The organism is Streptodolium elevatio (assembly GCF_040649515.1).
In the GTDB taxonomy this organism is placed as follows: domain Bacteria; phylum Actinomycetota; class Actinomycetes; order Streptomycetales; family Streptomycetaceae; genus Yinghuangia; species Yinghuangia elevatio.
The window spans coordinates 1-15,875 of sequence record NZ_JBEZFP010000058.1; the positions used below are offsets into that span (position 1 = coordinate 1).

General features: G+C 71.2%; 13 protein-coding genes. 3 read left to right on the forward strand and 10 right to left on the reverse strand.

Annotation, left to right across the window (positions count from 1 at the left end; translation table 11 throughout):
* Positions 1 to 1,030, reverse strand: a 1,030-nt coding sequence (locus AB0C36_RS22110) for a HAMP domain-containing protein (protein WP_358356525.1), incomplete at its 3' end; no start/stop codon positions are given.
* Positions 1,031 to 1,243: 213 nt separating this feature from the next.
* Positions 1,244 to 1,816: a MarR family winged helix-turn-helix transcriptional regulator gene (locus tag AB0C36_RS22115; RefSeq protein ID WP_358356527.1), complete on the reverse strand. Its 573-nt coding sequence runs from the start codon at positions 1,814 to 1,816 to the stop codon at positions 1,244 to 1,246.
* Between the two features lie 64 nt (positions 1,817 to 1,880).
* Between AB0C36_RS22115 and AB0C36_RS22120 the strand changes: the two genes are divergently transcribed.
* Positions 1,881 to 3,083, forward strand: a complete 1,203-nt coding sequence (locus AB0C36_RS22120) for a PP2C family protein-serine/threonine phosphatase (protein ID WP_358356528.1) — start codon at positions 1,881 to 1,883, stop codon at positions 3,081 to 3,083.
* Between the two features lie 469 nt (positions 3,084 to 3,552).
* Here the strand turns inward: AB0C36_RS22120 and AB0C36_RS22125 are convergent, their stop codons facing one another.
* Positions 3,553 to 4,857: a glycosyltransferase gene (locus tag AB0C36_RS22125; RefSeq protein WP_358356530.1), complete on the reverse strand. Its 1,305-nt coding sequence runs from the start codon at positions 4,855 to 4,857 to the stop codon at positions 3,553 to 3,555.
* On the reverse strand, positions 4,850 to 5,452 hold the full coding sequence (locus AB0C36_RS22130; protein ID WP_358356532.1) for a TetR/AcrR family transcriptional regulator: 603 nt from the start codon (positions 5,450 to 5,452) through the stop codon (positions 4,850 to 4,852). Before AB0C36_RS22130 ends, AB0C36_RS22125 begins: the two co-directional genes overlap by 8 nt.
* A 435-nt stretch (positions 5,453 to 5,887) precedes the next feature.
* Between AB0C36_RS22130 and AB0C36_RS22135 the strand changes: the two genes are divergently transcribed.
* The gene (locus tag AB0C36_RS22135) at positions 5,888 to 6,340 is read left to right on the forward strand and encodes a MaoC family dehydratase (protein ID WP_358356607.1); all 453 of its coding nucleotides are present in this window, start codon (positions 5,888 to 5,890) and stop codon (positions 6,338 to 6,340) included.
* 24 nt (positions 6,341 to 6,364) lie between these two features.
* Positions 6,365 to 7,378, forward strand: a complete 1,014-nt coding sequence (locus tag AB0C36_RS22140; protein ID WP_358356534.1) for an NADP-dependent oxidoreductase — start codon at positions 6,365 to 6,367, stop codon at positions 7,376 to 7,378.
* Between the two features lie 120 nt (positions 7,379 to 7,498).
* Here the strand turns inward: AB0C36_RS22140 and AB0C36_RS22145 are convergent, their stop codons facing one another.
* The 6 genes from AB0C36_RS22145 to AB0C36_RS22170 form a co-directional block, all read right to left on the reverse strand.
* Positions 7,499 to 9,781 carry a xanthine dehydrogenase family protein molybdopterin-binding subunit gene (locus tag AB0C36_RS22145; protein WP_358356535.1) on the reverse strand — a complete coding sequence of 761 codons (2,283 nt, stop codon included), beginning with the start codon at positions 9,779 to 9,781 and terminating at the stop codon, positions 7,499 to 7,501.
* Entirely contained in the window at positions 9,778 to 10,794 is a 1,017-nt protein-coding gene (locus tag AB0C36_RS22150) for an FAD binding domain-containing protein (protein ID WP_358356537.1), read from the reverse strand. Before AB0C36_RS22150 ends, AB0C36_RS22145 begins: the two co-directional genes overlap by 4 nt.
* 6 nt (positions 10,795 to 10,800) lie before the next feature.
* Positions 10,801 to 11,403 carry a (2Fe-2S)-binding protein gene (locus AB0C36_RS22155; protein ID WP_435839095.1) on the reverse strand — a complete coding sequence of 201 codons (603 nt, stop codon included), beginning with the start codon at positions 11,401 to 11,403 and terminating at the stop codon, positions 10,801 to 10,803.
* A gap of 119 nt (positions 11,404 to 11,522) precedes the next feature.
* Complete coding sequence (locus AB0C36_RS22160) at positions 11,523 to 11,981, reverse strand: TetR/AcrR family transcriptional regulator (protein ID WP_358356539.1); 459 nt, start codon at positions 11,979 to 11,981, stop codon at positions 11,523 to 11,525.
* Positions 11,982 to 12,100: 119 nt separating this feature from the next.
* A complete protein-coding gene (locus AB0C36_RS22165; protein WP_358356541.1) occupies positions 12,101 to 13,717 on the reverse strand; it encodes an MFS transporter in 1,617 nt (538 codons plus the stop codon).
* Positions 13,718 to 13,905: 188 nt separating this feature from the next.
* Entirely contained in the window at positions 13,906 to 15,780 is a 1,875-nt protein-coding gene (locus AB0C36_RS22170) for a flavin-containing monooxygenase (protein ID WP_358356543.1), read from the reverse strand.
* Between the last annotated feature and the right edge of the window lie 95 nt (positions 15,781 to 15,875).

Consider the following 15,875-nt stretch of genomic DNA (forward strand, 5'->3'; position numbering starts at 1 on the left):
TGGTGTTGACGGTGCTCTTCAGCTCCAGGATCTCGCCGCGGGCGTCGACGGTGATCTTCTGCGACAGGTCGCCCTTCGCCACCGCGGTGGCCACCTGGGCGATGTTGCGGACCTGGTCGGTGAGGTTCCCGGCCATGAAGTTCACCGAGTCGGTCAGGTCGCGCCAGGTGCCCGAGACGCCCTTGACGTCGGCCTGTCCGCCGAGCCGCCCGTCCGTGCCGACCTCGCGGGCGACCCGGGTGACCTCGTCGGCGAACGCGGAGAGCTGGTCGACCATCGTGTTGACGGTGCTCTTCAGCTCCAGGATCTCGCCGCGGGCGTCGACGGTGATCTTCTGCGACAGGTCGCCCTTCGCCACCGCGGTGGTCACCTGGGCGATGTTGCGGACCTGGTCGGTGAGGTTCCCGGCCATGAAGTTCACCGAGTCCGTGAGTTCGCGCCACACCCCGCCCACGCCCGGGACCTGCGCCTGCCCGCCCAGCCGGCCCTCGCTGCCGACCTCGCGGGCGACCCGGGTGACCTCGTCGGCGAACGCGGAGAGCTGGTCGACCATCGTGTTGACGGTGTCCTTGAGCTCCAGGATCTCGCCGCGGGCGGGAACGTCGATCTTCTGCGACAGGTCGCCCTTCGCCACCGCGGTCGCCACCTGGGCGATGTCGCGGACCTGCATGGTGAGGTTGCCGGCCATCGCGTTGACCGAGTCGGTCAGGTCCGCCCAGGTTCCCGACACGCCCGGCACATCGGCCTGGCCGCCGAGCGTCCCCTCGGTGCCGACCTCGCGGGCGACGCGGGTCACCTCGGAGGTGAACAGCGCGAGCTGGTCGACCATGCCGTTGAAGACGGTGGCGATCTCGCCCAGCAGGCCGCCCGCGTCGTCCGGCAGGCGGGTCCGGAAGTCGCCGTCGCGTACGGCCGTCAGCCCGGTCAGCAGCTGCCGCAACTCCGGCTCGCCGATCTTGCCGACCGCGCGCGGCGACCGCCCGCGCGCCCCGCTGCCGGACTCGGCACCCGGTTCGCCCGTCGTCGCCATGAGAACCTCGTTCCGCCGGTGATGGGGCGGGCTTCGATCCCGGTGGCAACGGGTGCTCCGGCCTAGGCCCGACGCCACATCATTGCCCGATGGCAAGAGAGTTCGGAAGGTATCACGCAGCCGGGCGGCGGTCCGACGCGTGGTCGGAGTCCGCGTGGAACCGGGACTGCTTCGCTGTTGCCCTTTGGCAACGGTAGAGTCTGGGCGTGGGATTCAGGCGAGACGACGCGACGTCGGGGACTGCGGGCTGCCGGACGCCCGGTGCGCTCCGCCGTTGTCGGTCTGCGCGTGCCCGGTGGCCTGCCGGAAGGCGAGTATGCCGGTGACCAGTGCAGCGCGGTCCGTCGCGCTCATGGCGGACAGTGCCGTGACCAGGTCGCGCGCGCGGCGCTCGCGGATGGCGGTCATCAGCGCCTCGCCCTCCGAGGTCAGCGCGAGGGTGACCTTCCGGCGGTTGTCGGAGTCCAGCTCGCGGCGCATCAGGCCCGCGGAGTCCATCCGATCGCACAGGCGGCTCGCGACGGACGAGACCGTGCCCATCTCCTGGGCGAGCCCGTGCAGCGAAACGCCGGGCGTTCGGGAGATGATCGTCAGAGCGCGCAACTGGGTGGGGGAGACCGTGGTGCCGAACGCCTCCTGAGCCCTGCCCCAGACCGTGATCAGTGACTCCAACGCCTCCGCAAGCAGCGCTGCGGCATCGTCGGCGTCGACGCCCACGACCGGTCCATAACCGGACGAAGGCTCACGTGGCGACTGCCGACTGTGCTGCCCGTACGCGTTGTCCATGATTCCCTTCACTCTCTCATGCCGCGTCGCGGGCAGGTACCGCGCGCCGGAAGGAAGAACCCCGGTGACAGCCGCCGACTGGCTCCTCGCACTCCACCGTGCTTTGCGTACGGCCCCTCCGCACTACGTCGCACATGTCCTTGCCCAGGTCCTGGAGGACCAGGCCAAAGTGAAGTCCTGCACCCTCCTGCTCGCCGACTACTCGGTCAGCGCCCTCCAGCCGTTCGGCCTGGAGCCGGGTGTCGAGACCGCCGTGCCCGTCGCGGGTACGGACGCCGGCCGGGCCTTCGTCTCCCAGGAGCCGGTGGTGGCCGGCGGCGCGGCGGACGACGAGGAGACCGTGTACCTGCCGGTCTCGGTCCGCGGTGACCGCCTCGGCGTCCTGGAGGTCGTCCAGCCCGGGCACGGGCACGGGGGAGGGCTGTCGGTCGCCGACCTGTCGGAGGCCGCCGAGATGCTCGCCCACGAACTGTTCGCCGCCGACCCGAGCACCGACGTGTACCTCCAGGGCCGCCGCCTGCGCCGTCTCACCCTGGCCGCCGAGATGCAGTGGGAGTTGCTGCCGGGGCGTTCCTGCGAGCGTCCCGAGTTCGCCCTCGGCGCCCACCTCGAACCGGCGTACTCGGTGCGCGGCGACAACTTCGACTGGTCCGTCGACGCGCGTACCCTCGCGGTCAGCGTCACCAACGGCATGGGCCACGGCGTCCCGGCGGCGACCCTGTCCGCCCTGGCGGTCGGAGCCCTGCGCAACGCCCGCCGCTCCGGCGCCGACGTGGCGCTCCAGGCCGAACTCGCCAGCCAGGCCGTCTGGTCGGCGCACACCGGCAGCGCCTACCTCGCCAGCGTCCTGCTGGAGATCGACCTCGCGACCGGCGACGTCGACGCCGTCGACGCGGGCTCCCCGATCGTGCTGCTGCTGCGCGACGGGCAGGTCGAACGGGTCAGGCTGGAGGCGCAGTTCGCGCTGGGCGCGCTGGAGGACACCAGGTACAGGCCGGAACGCTTCACCTTGCAGCCCGGCGACCGCGTCGTGGTGGTCAGCGACAGCGTGCACGGCTTCCAGTCCCGGGCGGGGGAGCAGTTCGGCGAACGGCTGCTGGCCTCGGGGATCCGCAACAACCGGCTCCTCCCCGCCCCGGAAGCCGCCCGCGCCGTACTCCGCGATCTCGCGGCCTTCCGCGGCGACACCGAACTCGACGACGACGCCGTGAGCCTCTGCCTCGACTGGCGCGGCCGCCCGGACGAGGCCGCAACCGCCCCCGCCTGACAACCGACGCCGAGCCCCGCCGCACCGACCGACCCCCTCACCCGGCTACGCCTCACGTACGCCCAGTTCCGCGCGAACTACGCGCCAGGCTAGACACGTTGGTCACCCACCACAGCTTGGCGACCAACCTGAATCGCCCCTCTTGGAGCACGCCCCTGGATCACGCACCTCGACGACGTGGACGCTTCGGTGCCTGTCTGCCGGGGTCGCCGGGTTCGGACTGTGTCGATCACCGCAGACCTGCGCGACCCGGTGCGCCCGCCAGGGCGGATAAGCCCTGGGCAACGGCCATGCGTTGCCATGGCTTGGAGCACGGCAGCGTCGTGACCGCGGAAGCACGCTCCCTTCCGGACCAGCGCGTTCGGGTGGCTTTGGACGCGCGACGTACGCGACGCTGCGACCGTCGCGGCGGTCCCGTTGCCCAGACGCCCGGGCCTCGACGGTGCGCCGCGGCTTGGCGGTGGGGGCGTCAGCTTGCGAACTCCTTTGTGTGGGCTGCCGGTTCCGCTGGCTTGTCGTGACGGGAGGCCAAGACCTCGAGTTCGTTGACGGCCTGGTCGGTGGCGTTCTCGGCGGCGATCGCCTCGGCCATGCGTTCGGCCGCGGCGCGGTAGGAGCGGTCGTTCAGGACCTGTTCGACGGCGCGGGCGATCTTGCGTGCCGAACTGCCCTTGCCCACGGTGACGCCGGCGCCCGCGAGTCGGACGTGCGACGCCACCTCGATCTGGTCGCGGCCGAGCGGCACGCAGACCATCGGGACCCCGGCGGCCAGCGACTTCACGGTCGTGCCGTGGCCGGCGTGCGTGACGGTCACGGCGGCGTGGCGGAGCGCGAGGCTGTGCGGTGCGGATGCGGTCACCCGGACGTTGGCGGGAGCGCCTACCGTCGCGGGGTCGACGGCGGGGCCGGTGGTCAGCAGGGCGCGTACCGGCAGAGTGCCGAGGGCGTCGGCGATGCGCTGCAACAGATCGTGCTGCTTCATGAACGACGAACTCATGCCGACGAGCACCAGCGGGGCGTCGCCGTCCGGGAGTGTCAAGTCTCCGGCCCAGGCCGGGTCTTCGAGGCGCGCGCCGACGTGGCGTATGTGCTCGGGGAAGCGGCGTCCGGCGTGGTCGAGGGCGCGCGGCGAGAGCACGAGGACCCGGTCGACGCGTTCGAACGCCTCGACGACCGAGCCGAGCGGCTCCAGACCGTTCGCGACGCGGGCGGCGTTGAGGGCGGGCAGCCCCTTCGCCCACGGCTTGCCGGACAGCCGCGTCACGAGCCGGTCGCGTACCCGGCCCGGTATGCCCTTGGCCGGGGCGAAGCCCGGGCCGGGCGGCGGCGCCCCCGGGGTGGGGAACGGGTAGATGGTCGTCGCCAGCGAGGCCACTCGGACGCCTGCCGCCTCGCCCGCGGTGACCGCGCCGAGCAGCATGTGCTCGCAGACCAGTACGTCCGCCGGCCGGGCGCGCAACTCGGCGCGGACGTCCCGGGCGTAGTCCGCCGCCGGGCCGCACACGATGCGGTCCCGCAGGCGCGCGAGAGCGCCGAGCGGGGTGCGGGCCTCGAAGTCCCTGATGACGTCCTTGGCCGGGTCGGCGGGGTCGCCTTGCGGCGCGGTGGTCCAGGCGATCGGCTCCAGGCCCGCGGCGGCGATCTCGTCGTGCAGCGACGTGTCGGCCATCACCCGTACGCCGTGGCCGCGTTCGCGGAGTGCGCGGGCCAGCGACAGGACGGGAGGTACGGCTCCGCCGCCGGCCCAGGTGGCGAACAGGAAGCTGCTAGGCATGGTGTTCCTTCCGAGGGTCGATCGCGGTGAGCAGGTCGCGCATGGCACGCTCGGCTTCCTCGCGGGACAGGCCGAGGTCGCGGCGCCACAGCTTCCACAGGTAGACGTCGGTGGCGGCGTAGTGCAGGTTGAGCGCGTGCTCGCGGTCCGGGCCCGCGGCGGGGAGGCGGTCGGCGAAGGCCCTTTCCAGCCATGCCCGGTGGAGGCTTCGGGCGTGGACGGCCGCGCGGGCCGCCGACGGGATCCGGTCCATCTGGGCGATCCAGAGCAGGTTGGCGTCGCCCTGCCGCTCGTAGTCGGCGAAGAGGACGGCGACGATCTCGGGCACGTCGCCCGTCGGCACCTGGCGGGCGAGTTCCGTCTGTGTCGCCACCGCATCGGCGACGGCTTTGGAGAGCCCGTCCTTGCCGCCGAAGTGGTTGACGATCGTCTGCACCGACACGCCGGCCGCCTCGGCGATGTGCTGCAACGTGACCTCGTCGTGCCAACGGCGCGACCACAGGCCGGCCGCCGCCTCGATCACGCGTGCCCGGGTGGCTTCCAGAGCCGCGGCCCTGGCCCCCATGCGGTACGAGCGCTTGTCCTCACTTTCCATGGACCGCATTCCATATTGAATTGAGTTTCCAGTCAAGTGAAATCTCGCGCTCCAAGTCCTTTCCCGAGTAAGGCGTACGAGCAGGTCACCGCGCCACGCCTGCATACGGCCGGTCGGGGCGTGGAGTGTGCTGCCGAGTCGAGTGTGTTGGGGGTGCGCAGTCGCTGAAGTTGCGTGGGCTGCGACGGGATCGGCTGGGCCGGGGGTGGTTGCGGTGGGGTGGGAAGGCGTGACGGATCTACCTATCGCTCGATAGGTTCTGGTGTCCGCCGGGTCGGTCGGGTTCGAGTAGTGCGAGGCGTGCTGGGGGAGCGTCGTGTTCGTCGTGCAGCGCTGTGGCCACCCCCACGGGGGTGCGCCGCGTCGCGGCGCCGCCCGCCGGCTCGACGGAGTGTGCGGCCTTCGGATCCGCCCGGACCAAGCGAAAGGGACATGATGCGCGTCTTCGAGAACGTCGCCGCGGTGGCCGCCGCCAAGGGCGAACAGCTCGGTGTCAGCGAATGGTTGACCGTCGACCAGGACCGGATCGACCGGTTCGCCGACGCGACCGGCGACCACCAGTGGATCCACGTGGACGCCGAGCGCGCCGCGGCGGGCCCGTTCGGCACCACCATCGCGCACGGCTACCTGACGTTGTCCCTCATCCCGGCCCTCACCCAGCAGATGTTCACCGTGCAGGGGGTGCGGATGGGCGTGAACTACGGGACGGCCAAGGTACGTTTCCCCGCCCCGGTGCCCGTCGGCTCGCGGGTCCGCGACACCGCTGTGCTCCTCGACGTCGAAGAGGTGCCGCAGGGCGTCCGGCTGACGGTGCGGCACACCATCGAGATCGAGGGCGCGGCGAAGCCGGCCTGCGTCGCCGACACGCTGTCCCTGATCGTCCCCTGACCTCGCACCCCATTGGAGCCGACCGTGTCCACCGAACTGATCAACCGTCAGCTCCGGCTCGCCGCACGGCCCGTCGGCCTGCCCAAGCCGGACGACTGGGAGCTCACCGACGAACCCGTCCAACAACCGGACGAGGGCCGCTTCCTGGTCCGCGTCTCGCACATTTCGCTCGACCCGGCGATGCGGGGGTGGATGAACGACGTCCGCTCGTACATCCCGCCGGTACGCATCGGCGACGTTATGCGCGCAGGTGCCGCCGGGCGGGTCGTCGCCTCGCGGCACGCCGACTTCCCGGTAGACACCTATGTGACCGGCGTGTTCGGGGCGCAGGAGTACGCGGATTCCGACGGCGCAGGAGTGCGCCGCGTCGATCCGGCCGTCGCGCCCCTGCCGACTCACCTCGGCACGCTCGGCATGACGGGGATGACCGCGTACTTCGGGCTCCTCGACATCGGTCTGCCGCAACCCGGCCAGACCGTCCTGGTCTCCGGCGCGGCCGGCGCGGTCGGCAGCGTGGTGGGTCAGATCGCGAGGATCAAGGGCTGCCGTACCGTCGGGATCGCCGGCGGCCCGGAGAAGTGCCGCCTGCTCGTCGAGGAGTTCGGCTACGACGCGGCCGTGGACTACAAGGCCGAGGGACTGGTCGCCGAGTTGCGCAAGCAGACCCCCGACGGTGTCGACGTGTTCTTCGACAACGTCGGCGGCGACATCCTGGACGCGGCGCTCGCCCGGCTGACCCTGGGCGCGCGGGTCGTGGTCTGCGGCGCGATCTCCCAGTACAACAACACCGAGCCGGTACGCGGGCCGTCGAACTACCTCTCGCTGCTCGTCAACAGGGCCTCGATGACCGGCATGGTCGTCTTCGACTACGCGCACCGCTACGACCAGGCCACCGCCGAGATGGCCGGCTGGCTCGCCGACGGTTCGCTGCGCTCTCGCGAGGACGTCGTCGAGGGCGGCATCGAGGCGTTCCCCGAGACACTGCTGCGGCTGTTCTCCGGGGACAACATCGGCAAGCTCGTCCTGAAGATCGCCTGACGTTCACCGGCCGCGTGGAAGACGCGAACCGCCTTTTCCGCGCGGCCGATCGAACGACCGGTTGTGGTGCTCTGGCTCTGCCGGTCCACCGCGCTCAGACCGCTCAGCCGGCCGGCGCGCTCAGTCGGCGAGGAGCTTGTCGGGGGTGAGCGGGAGGTCGCGCAGGCGTTTGCCCGTGGCGTGGAAGACGGCGTTCGCGACCGCCGCGGCGGACCCGACGACGCCGATCTCGCCGGCCCCGCGCGCACCGAGGTCGCTGATGTGCGGGTCGGGCGCGTCCACGAAGTGCACGGCCAGCTCGCCGATGTCGGCGTTGGTCGGGATGTGGTAGCCCGCGAAGTGGGGTTCCACGACGTGGCCGCGGAGCGGATCGACAACGGTGTGCTCCATGAGCGCCTGGGAGATCCCGAACGTCATGCCGCCGATGAGCTGACTGCGTGCGGTGCGGGGGTTCACGACGCGGCCGATGTCGAACACCCCGACCATGCGGCGCACGCGTACGGTGCCAGTGCCGGAGTCGACGGCCACCTCCGCGAAGTGGGCGCCGAACGAGTGCACTGCGTAAGGAAGTTCCGACTCCGGTCGGTGGTGGCCGATGGCGGAGATCGAGAGAGCGCCGATGCGGTCGAGTTCGTCGGCGACGAGTTCGGGGCCCAGGACGATGTCCGCCAGCGGGCGTCGGTGCAGCGGCGAGTCGGGGTCGGCCACCGCGCGGGCCAGGAGGTCGTCGCGGACCGCCTCGCAGGCGCGGCGGACGGCCGGGCCGACGTAGGCCACCGTCTGCGAGCCGATCGATGCGGGTGCCTGCGGGTACCCGGTGTCGCCGAGCCGCACCGTGACGCGGTCGAAGGGCAGTCCCAGCGCGTCCGCCGCGATCTGTCCGAGGACCGTGTACGTGCCCGTGCCGATGTCGTGCGAGGCGACGCTGACCACGGCGGTGCCGTCGGAGCGCAGTTCCGCCCGTGCGGCGGACTGGTTCTGGTCCATCTGGTGGGTCGCCGTCGCCATGCCTCTGCCGATGAGGAGGTCGCCTTCGCGGCGGCTGCCCGGCGCGGCGTCGTACGCATCCCAGCCGAAGCGTTCCGCGCCGATCCGGTAGCAATCGAGCAGATGCTTGCCGGACCAGGGGTGGCCCGAGGTCGGATCCGTGTCGGCATGGTTGCGGATGCGCAATTCGACGGGATCCAGGCCGAGTTCGTGGGCGAGTTCGTCGAGTGCGGATTCCAGGGCGAACGAGCCGGGGGCGCGTCCCGGTGCCCGTTGGAAGGTCGGCGGCGGCATGTCGAGGCGGGCGATGCGCTGGCGTACCGTGATGTTCGGGCAGGCGTACAGCATGGTGGTCACGCCGCCGGTGGACTCGACGACGTCCTCACCCACCGAGGTGGGTGTGACCGAGTCGTGCGCGATGGCCGTCAGGACCCCGTCGCGGCGGGCCGCGAGCACGAACCGCTGGCGCGTCGCCGGGCGGTTGCCGCACGAGGTGAACATCTGAGGGCGTGTCAGAGACAGGCGTACCGGCTGTCCGAGGTGCTTGGCCGCGGCGGCGGTCAGCAGTACGTGCGGCCAGACGGTGCCCTTGCTGCCGAACCCCCCGCCGACGAACTCCGAGATCACGCGTACGCGTTCGCGAGGCAGGCGGAAGGCGGTGGCGAGGGCGGTACGCACCGCGCCGACGTCCTGCGTGGAGTCGTGCACCGTGAGGTCGCCGTCGTGGGACCAGTGCGCGAGCGTGGCGCACGGCTCCATGGCATTCATGTGCTGCCCGGGGGTGCTGTATTGCGCGTCGACGCGGACGTCCGCGGCGGCGAGGCCGGCCGCGAAATCGCCGCGCACGATGTCGTCGCGCCCGGGAGGCGTGAGCGCCGACACGTCGTCGACGCTGGTGCGCGGCGCTTCCTCGGCATAGTCGATGCGGAGCAACTCGGCTGCGGCTGTTGCCTGGACGAGCGTCCGGGCGACCACCACGGCCACGTGCTGGCCGTAGTGGTGGACCAGTTCGTCGGACAGAGGGGCGCGGGCGTCGCCCATCGGGCCGTTGTCGGCCGAATAGAAGGAGGCGACCGGTGCCATGCGCAGCGGGCCGCCGGGAACGAACACCGCGAGCACGCCCGGCGCGGACTCCGCCGCGACGGTGTCCATGGCGGTGATGCGTCCCTTGGCGATGGTGCTCTGCACGAGCACCGCCTGTGCCAGGTCCGGCAGCCCGATGTCGGCGGTGTAGCGGGCGGCGCCGGTGACCTTGGCCGGGCCGTCCGCGCGCGGGACGGCGGCGCCGATGGCAAGTGCGGTGCCTGCGGCACCGTTCGGGCTCGGGTTCGGGTTCAGGCCCGGGGGCGGGGGCGGCACAGGGTTCGGGGTCGGGCTGGGGTTGCCGTTGGGGTTGGGGTTGGCGGTCGCGTTCATGTGGGCTCCCCGGACAGCGGACCCGGCGCCGCCGGGGGCGGGGCATCGGGCAGCGTGGTGAGGGCGCGCGTCACAACGCGCCGGATCAGCTCGACCTTGTACGCGTTGTCGCGCAGGGGCCGAGCGCCCTCGGCCGCCGCGTCCGCCGCCCGCCCGAACACGGCCGGGCCGGGTGCGGACCCGACAAGCACGCGCTCCGCGGCTCGGGCGCGCCACGGGGTCGTCGCGACGCCGCCCAGGGCGACGCGTGCGTCCCGGATGGTGCCGTCGCGTACGTCGAGTCCCACCGCGGCCGAGGCGAGCGCGAAGGCGTACGACGCCCGCTCCCGCACCTTGACGTAGCACGAGTGTGCGCCTGCCGCCTCCAGCGGAATCGCGACGCCGAGAATCAACTCGCCTGCCGCCAACTGTGTTTCGCGGTCGGGGCGGTCGCCCGGCGGCAGATGGAACGCATCGGCGGGGACGACGCGAGCGCCGTTCGGCCCGGCGACGGAGACCTGCGCGTCGAGCGCGACCAGTGCGACGGCGAGATCGGACGGATGGGTGGCGATGCAGTGTTCGCTGGTGCCCAGCACCGCGTGGCCGTGGTGCGATCCGTCCATCGCCGCGCAACCAGCCCCGGGTTCCCGCTTGTTGCACGGCATCGCGATGTCCCTGAAGTAGCCGCACCGGGTCCGCTGCATCAGATTTCCGCCCAGTGTCGCCAGGTTGCGCAGCTGAGGCGACGCGCCCGACAGCAACGCCTGGGCCAGCATGGGCAGATGCCGTACGACGAGCGGGTGCGCGGCCAGGTCGCTGTTGGTGGCGAGGGCGCCCACGTGCAGCTTGTCGCCGTCGAGTTCGATGCCCCCCAGCGGCAGTGCTCCGATGTCGACGACGCGTTGCGGGGTCGCCACGCCGCACTTCATCAGGTCGACGAGGTTCGTGCCGCCGGCGATGTACGCGGCGTCGGGGCCGTGTTCGCGCCACAGCTGCGTCAGGTCGTGCGGCCGGGCGTACGTGAAGGATCGCACGGCGGCCTACCGTTCCCGCGTCGTGGTTGTAGTGGTCGGGGCGGCCGCGGAGCCGGCCGTGCCCGCCGTGGCCGCGATCACCGCGTCCAGGATGTTCGGGTACGCCGCGCACCGGCACAGGTTGCCGCTCATCCATTCGCGGATCTCGTCCGGTCCGCCGGCATGTCCCTCGTCCGTCAGCGCGACCGCCGACATGATCTGACCCGGCGTGCAGAAGCCGCATTGGAATGCGTCGTGGTCCACGAATGCCTGCTGCATCGGATGCAGGGCGCCGTCCGGGCCGACCAGCCCTTCGATCGTGGTCACCTCACGGCCGCGGTGCATCACCGCGAAGGTCAGGCACGAGGTGACGCGTCGCCGGTCGAGCAGCACCGTGCAGGCGCCGCACTGGCCGAGGTCGCAGCCCTTCTTGGGGCCGGTGAGCCCGACGTGCTCGCGAAGTGCGTCCAGAAGGGTGACGCGGGGGTCGACGCGCATCGTGTGCGTCTCGCCGTTGACCAGCATTTCGACCTCGACCTCGACGTCACCGTCGACGTCGGCCGTTCCCTCGCCCCCGTGTCCGGGCTGGGCCCGGGGTTCTTTCCCGGGCTCGTCCGTGGCCTCCGGCATGACAGGTCCCTCGCGCTCGACGACTTTCCGGGCTATGCCGGCCCGAAGTCGTCGCTGCTACCCCCCTACGGCACGGAATACTCCCGGGCGTACGCCCGGGGAGGCTCCAGATCGGGAGGCTATTGCGCGGTTCCGAGCAGTGCCTTGCTGAGGAGCACCCGGATGTGGTCCGGGTCGGCTTGACGGTCGTCGAGGAGGATCGCCGTGCACAGGCCGTCGCACAGTGCGACGAAGGCCTGCACGGCATCGGGGTCGTCGTTCAGTGTCCGGGCGAGTTCCGCCACGTTCTTGCGCCAGCCCCGCGCCGCCGGGCGCAGCGCGGGACGGCGGGCCGCCAGGGTTGACAGTTCGCGTTCGGCGAGTGCTCGTTCGCGTTCCGGCCCGGCGGATTCGGCGATGAGCCGGGCGAGCCCGTCGAACGGGTCGTCCTCGGTGTCGATCAGTCGGCGAATGCGGCGGGTGTACGTGTCGGTGATGCTGGTCAAGGCGGCGACCAGCAGGTCGTCGAGGGTGGCGAAGTAGTAGAGCGTGAGGCTGGTGGTGATGCCGGCCTCTTTGGCGACCGACCGATGGGTCACGCCGGCGGCTCCGTCTCGGCGGACGACCGCGAGCGTCGCCTCGATGATCTGGGCTCGGCGGCGCTGTCCGCGCTGGATGCGCCCATCGATTGTTGTGATCCGTTCTTCCGCCATCGCCCTCACCGATCATCATCGCGTACGCATGCCGAGGCTATCGGCTCCGTCCGGACGCGCTCACCGCCGCCCAATTCCGCGCGTACCGGTACCGAAGCTGTCGTCGGCTTCGCTTCGGCTGCTGCTGTGCCGATCGGCGGGATGCCGCGCAGCGCCCGGAAGCTGACGACAGTTGCTGCGGCGATGACGGCACCCGCCGCGATCGCGGCGGTGTTGAGTCCGCTCGTGGACGCATCCTGCGCGTGCCGCAGGGCCGAGGGCGGCAGTTCGTCCGCCACGGATGTCGCGCCGAAGAGGCTGTCGCGGTAGGGCTCGGCCACCTGGCGGGGCATCCCGGGCGCCGCCTCGACCGATGTCCGGTAGACCGCCGTGGCGAGGCTCCCCAGCAGTGCGACCCCGGCCGCGACGCCGAACTCCTGCACGGTCTCCGACAGTGCGGCGGCCGATCCCGACCTCTCCGCCGGGGCCGCTCCGACGACGATGTCGGTACCCAGCGCGGCCATGACCCCGAGGCCGAGGTACAGGAACGCGAAGGCCGAGACCACGGTCACCTTGCCGTCGGGCCCGACGAGGGCGAGGGAGGCGTACCCGACGAGGGACAGGGCGAGGGCGGAGCCCATGACGGCGCCGGGCGGGACGCGCGTGGCGAGCAGGGGCGCCCCGATGCCCCCTGTCAGCATGGCCAGCGCCGGCGGCCCCATCCACAGGCCCGCCGCGGTGGGCGAGAGTCCTTCGACGAGTTGCAGGTGCTGCGTGACCAGGAGCATCATGCCGCCGAACCCGACCAGGCCGACCAGCAGGACCGCCAGTGCGGCGGAGAAGGCCCGGTCGGCGAAGAGCCGCATGTCGAGCAGCGGTTCCTCCAGGCGCAGTTGGCGGCGGACGAACGCGACCGCCGAGCCGCCGCCGAGCAGGACGGCGGTCAGCGCCCGGGCGTCGATGCCGTGCGCGGCGGCGTGCTTGACCGCGTACACCGTCGGAAGCACCGCCGCCAGGGACAGCCCGACGCTGACCAGGTCGGGCCTCCCGGCGTCGGTACGGAACTCGGGCAGCAGCCTCGGCGCCGCGATCAGCACCACCGCGCTGACGGGAACCGCGATCAGGAAGGCCGCGCCCCACCAGAAGCCGGCCGTCAGGACACCGCCGACGACGGGCCCGGCCGCCATCCCCAGTGCGAACATGGTGGCCCATGCGCCGATCGCCAACGCCCGCTGCCGGGCGTCGGCGAACATGTCGCCGATCAGCGCCAGGGTGGACGGCATCAGCGTCGCTCCGGCCACTCCCAGCAGGGCCCGCGCCACGATCAGCCACAGCGCGTCGGGGGCGAACGCGGCCAGGACCGAGGCAGCCCCGAAGGCGGCCATGCCGATCATCAGCAGGCGGCGGCGCCCGAACCGGTCGCCGAGCGTCCCCATGGTGATCAGGAAACCCGCGATGAGGAATCCGTAGATATCCATGATCCACAGCGTTTCCGCCGTGGTGGGCCGCAGGTCGGCGGCCAGGCTCGGCACCACGAGGTACAGCGCCGTCACGTCGAGCCCCAGCAGCGCGGTCGGCAACGCCAGCACCGCGAAGCCGGCCCACTCCCGTCGTCCGGCACGCGCCGGTGGTTCGTCGTGCATCGCACACCCCAAGTACTTGAACGAATGTACAAGTTGTACCATCGTTCAAGTTGATGCGCGAACCAGCCGCGGGCGCGCGTCGGGGACGCCCACTGCACGGGCGCGGTGTGGATGCGGTACGTGGGCGCACTCGCGACGGGGCCGCCGTGCCGCGGGCCGTCGGGTGGTGTCGCGCGGCCGAATCGGGGTCAGGAGATTTCGAGGTCGTCCCAGGCGACCTGGGTGCACATGCGGTGGAAGTCCGGGCCGTACCAGGGCGCGTTCACCTGGAGCCGCCCGAACTCGTTGACGTAGTAGTTCTTTTCCGGCGCCCCGTAGTCCTGGAGAAGCAGAAGTTTGCTCGACTCGGCATCAAGTGCCTTGTTGTACCGCTCGTACGCATCGAGGGTCACTTCCACGCTCGACGCGTCGTCCTCGAGCAGCCGCACCACGAGCTGGCCCACGTACGACGCCCAGATGACGTACCACATCGGCAGGCTTGTGCCACCGGACAGCGGCTGGGAGTTGGGGCCGTACAGGACGAACATGTTCGGGAAGTTCGGGACCATCATCCCGAGGTAGGCCCGCGGCCCGTCCGGTGCCCAGAACTCCTGGACGTCGAGGCCTTCCCTGCCCGCGTACCGGGCCGGCCACAGGTACTTGACGACGTCGAAGCCGGTCGCGGTGACGATGAGGTCCACGTCGTGGACGACCCCGTCGGCGGTCTCGACACCGGATTCGGTGAGGCGCGTGATCGGCTCGGTGACGAGGTCGACGTTGTCGCTCGTCAGCGCCCGGTACCAACCGTTGTCCACGACGGGGCGGCGGGAAAACGGCGCGTAGTCGGGTACCAGCCGGTCGACGAGGTCCTGCCGGCCCTCGGTCTGTGCCCTGATGTACGCGGTGAGGTCGTCGCGGAGCTTGTCGCTCATCGGATTGAACGTGCCGCCGCCGGCCTGCCATTCCTCGTCCGGGACGAGGAACCCGTGGGTGCCGAACAGTCCCGCGACGGACATGTAGCGCCACCAGTGCCAGTAGCCGGGGAAGCTGTCGAGCAGCCAGCGAACCTCGGTCTCGACCTCGGCGCCGTACTTCTCGCGCGGGCTGATCCACTGCGGCGTGCGCTGGAAGACGTAGACGTGCTCGGCCTTCTCGGCGATCGGCGACACCATCTGCACGCCGGTCGACCCGTTGCCGATCACCGCGACGCGCTTCCCGGTCGCGTCGAGGTCGTGGGGCCACTGCGACGGGTGGACCACCTGCCCGCCGAAGCCGTCCTGGCCCTCGAACTGCGGCAATCGCGGGTTGGTGAAGGTGCCGAGCGCGTTGACCAGGATGTTCGCTTCCACCGTCTCGGCGCCGTCGGGCGAGGTCACGTCGAGCTGCCACAGATTGCGGGACTCGTCGAACGTCGCGCTTTGCAGCGTGTGCCCGAAGCGGGTGTTCGCGAGGACGCCGTACTTCTTCGCTATGTGTTCGAGGTACGTGCGCACTTCCGGCCCCTGCGCGTAGTACTCGGTCCACGGGTGGTTCTTCTCGAAGCTGAACTCGTAGGTGATGGACGCGGTGTCGACGCGGATGCCCGGGTAGCGGTTGATGCTCCACGTGCCGCCGGGCTCCGGCTGACGGTCCAGCACGAGGTACGGGATCCCCAGGAGCTCGAACTGGATGCCCATCGCCAACCCGCTGAAGCCGCTGCCTATGACGACGGCCTTGAAGCCCTCGGGCAGTTCGGGCCGCGCTTTCGACCACTGGGCGTACCACGGAAAGGGCCGGAAGGCCGGTATGTCGCGGCGCGCCTCGAATTCGAGGTCGCTCATCTCCTCGCCTGTCGCCATGTCCATCAGCGCACGCAGTTCCGTCGGCGACGGCTCCTCGGGCATACCCGGACCCGCGTTCACTTCGAGCCAGTCGACCGCCTTGGTGACGAGGACTTCGCGGTCCCGCTCGGTCAGCTTCGCGGCCACCGGCAGCGCCGCCAACTCGGGGTCGTGGGTCTGCTGGTACAGCGCGACGCGTACGGCGTTGAGGTCGCCGAGCTCGACGGCTCGGCGGATGAACGCGCGGTCGACGGTCGTCTCCATTGCGCCTCTTCCTGTGGTTCGTGCGGTTCGTGCGGTTCGTGCGACGGCCGCGGATGCGGGGTTGCCGTGGTTGCCGTGGGGTTCCTCGGGTGTTT

Excerpts from the sequence above, each read along its gene's own strand:
- AB0C36_RS22115 (WP_358356527.1), bottom strand. The coding sequence starts at position 1,816 with ATGGACAACGCGTACGGGCAGCACAGTCGGCAGTCGCCACGTGAGCCT.
- AB0C36_RS22125 (WP_358356530.1), bottom strand. The coding sequence starts at position 4,857 with ATGCCTAGCAGCTTCCTGTTCGCCACCTGGGCCGGCGGCGGAGCCGTA.
- AB0C36_RS22130 (WP_358356532.1), bottom strand. The coding sequence starts at position 5,452 with ATGGAAAGTGAGGACAAGCGCTCGTACCGCATGGGGGCCAGGGCCGCG.
- AB0C36_RS22135 (WP_358356607.1), top strand. The coding sequence starts at position 5,888 with ATGCGCGTCTTCGAGAACGTCGCCGCGGTGGCCGCCGCCAAGGGCGAA.
- AB0C36_RS22145 (WP_358356535.1), bottom strand. The coding sequence starts at position 9,781 with ATGAACGCGACCGCCAACCCCAACCCCAACGGCAACCCCAGCCCGACC.
- AB0C36_RS22155 (WP_435839095.1), bottom strand. The coding sequence starts at position 11,403 with ATGCCGGAGGCCACGGACGAGCCCGGGAAAGAACCCCGGGCCCAGCCC.
- AB0C36_RS22165 (WP_358356541.1), bottom strand. The coding sequence starts at position 13,717 with ATGCACGACGAACCACCGGCGCGTGCCGGACGACGGGAGTGGGCCGGC.
- AB0C36_RS22170 (WP_358356543.1), bottom strand. The coding sequence starts at position 15,780 with ATGGAGACGACCGTCGACCGCGCGTTCATCCGCCGAGCCGTCGAGCTC.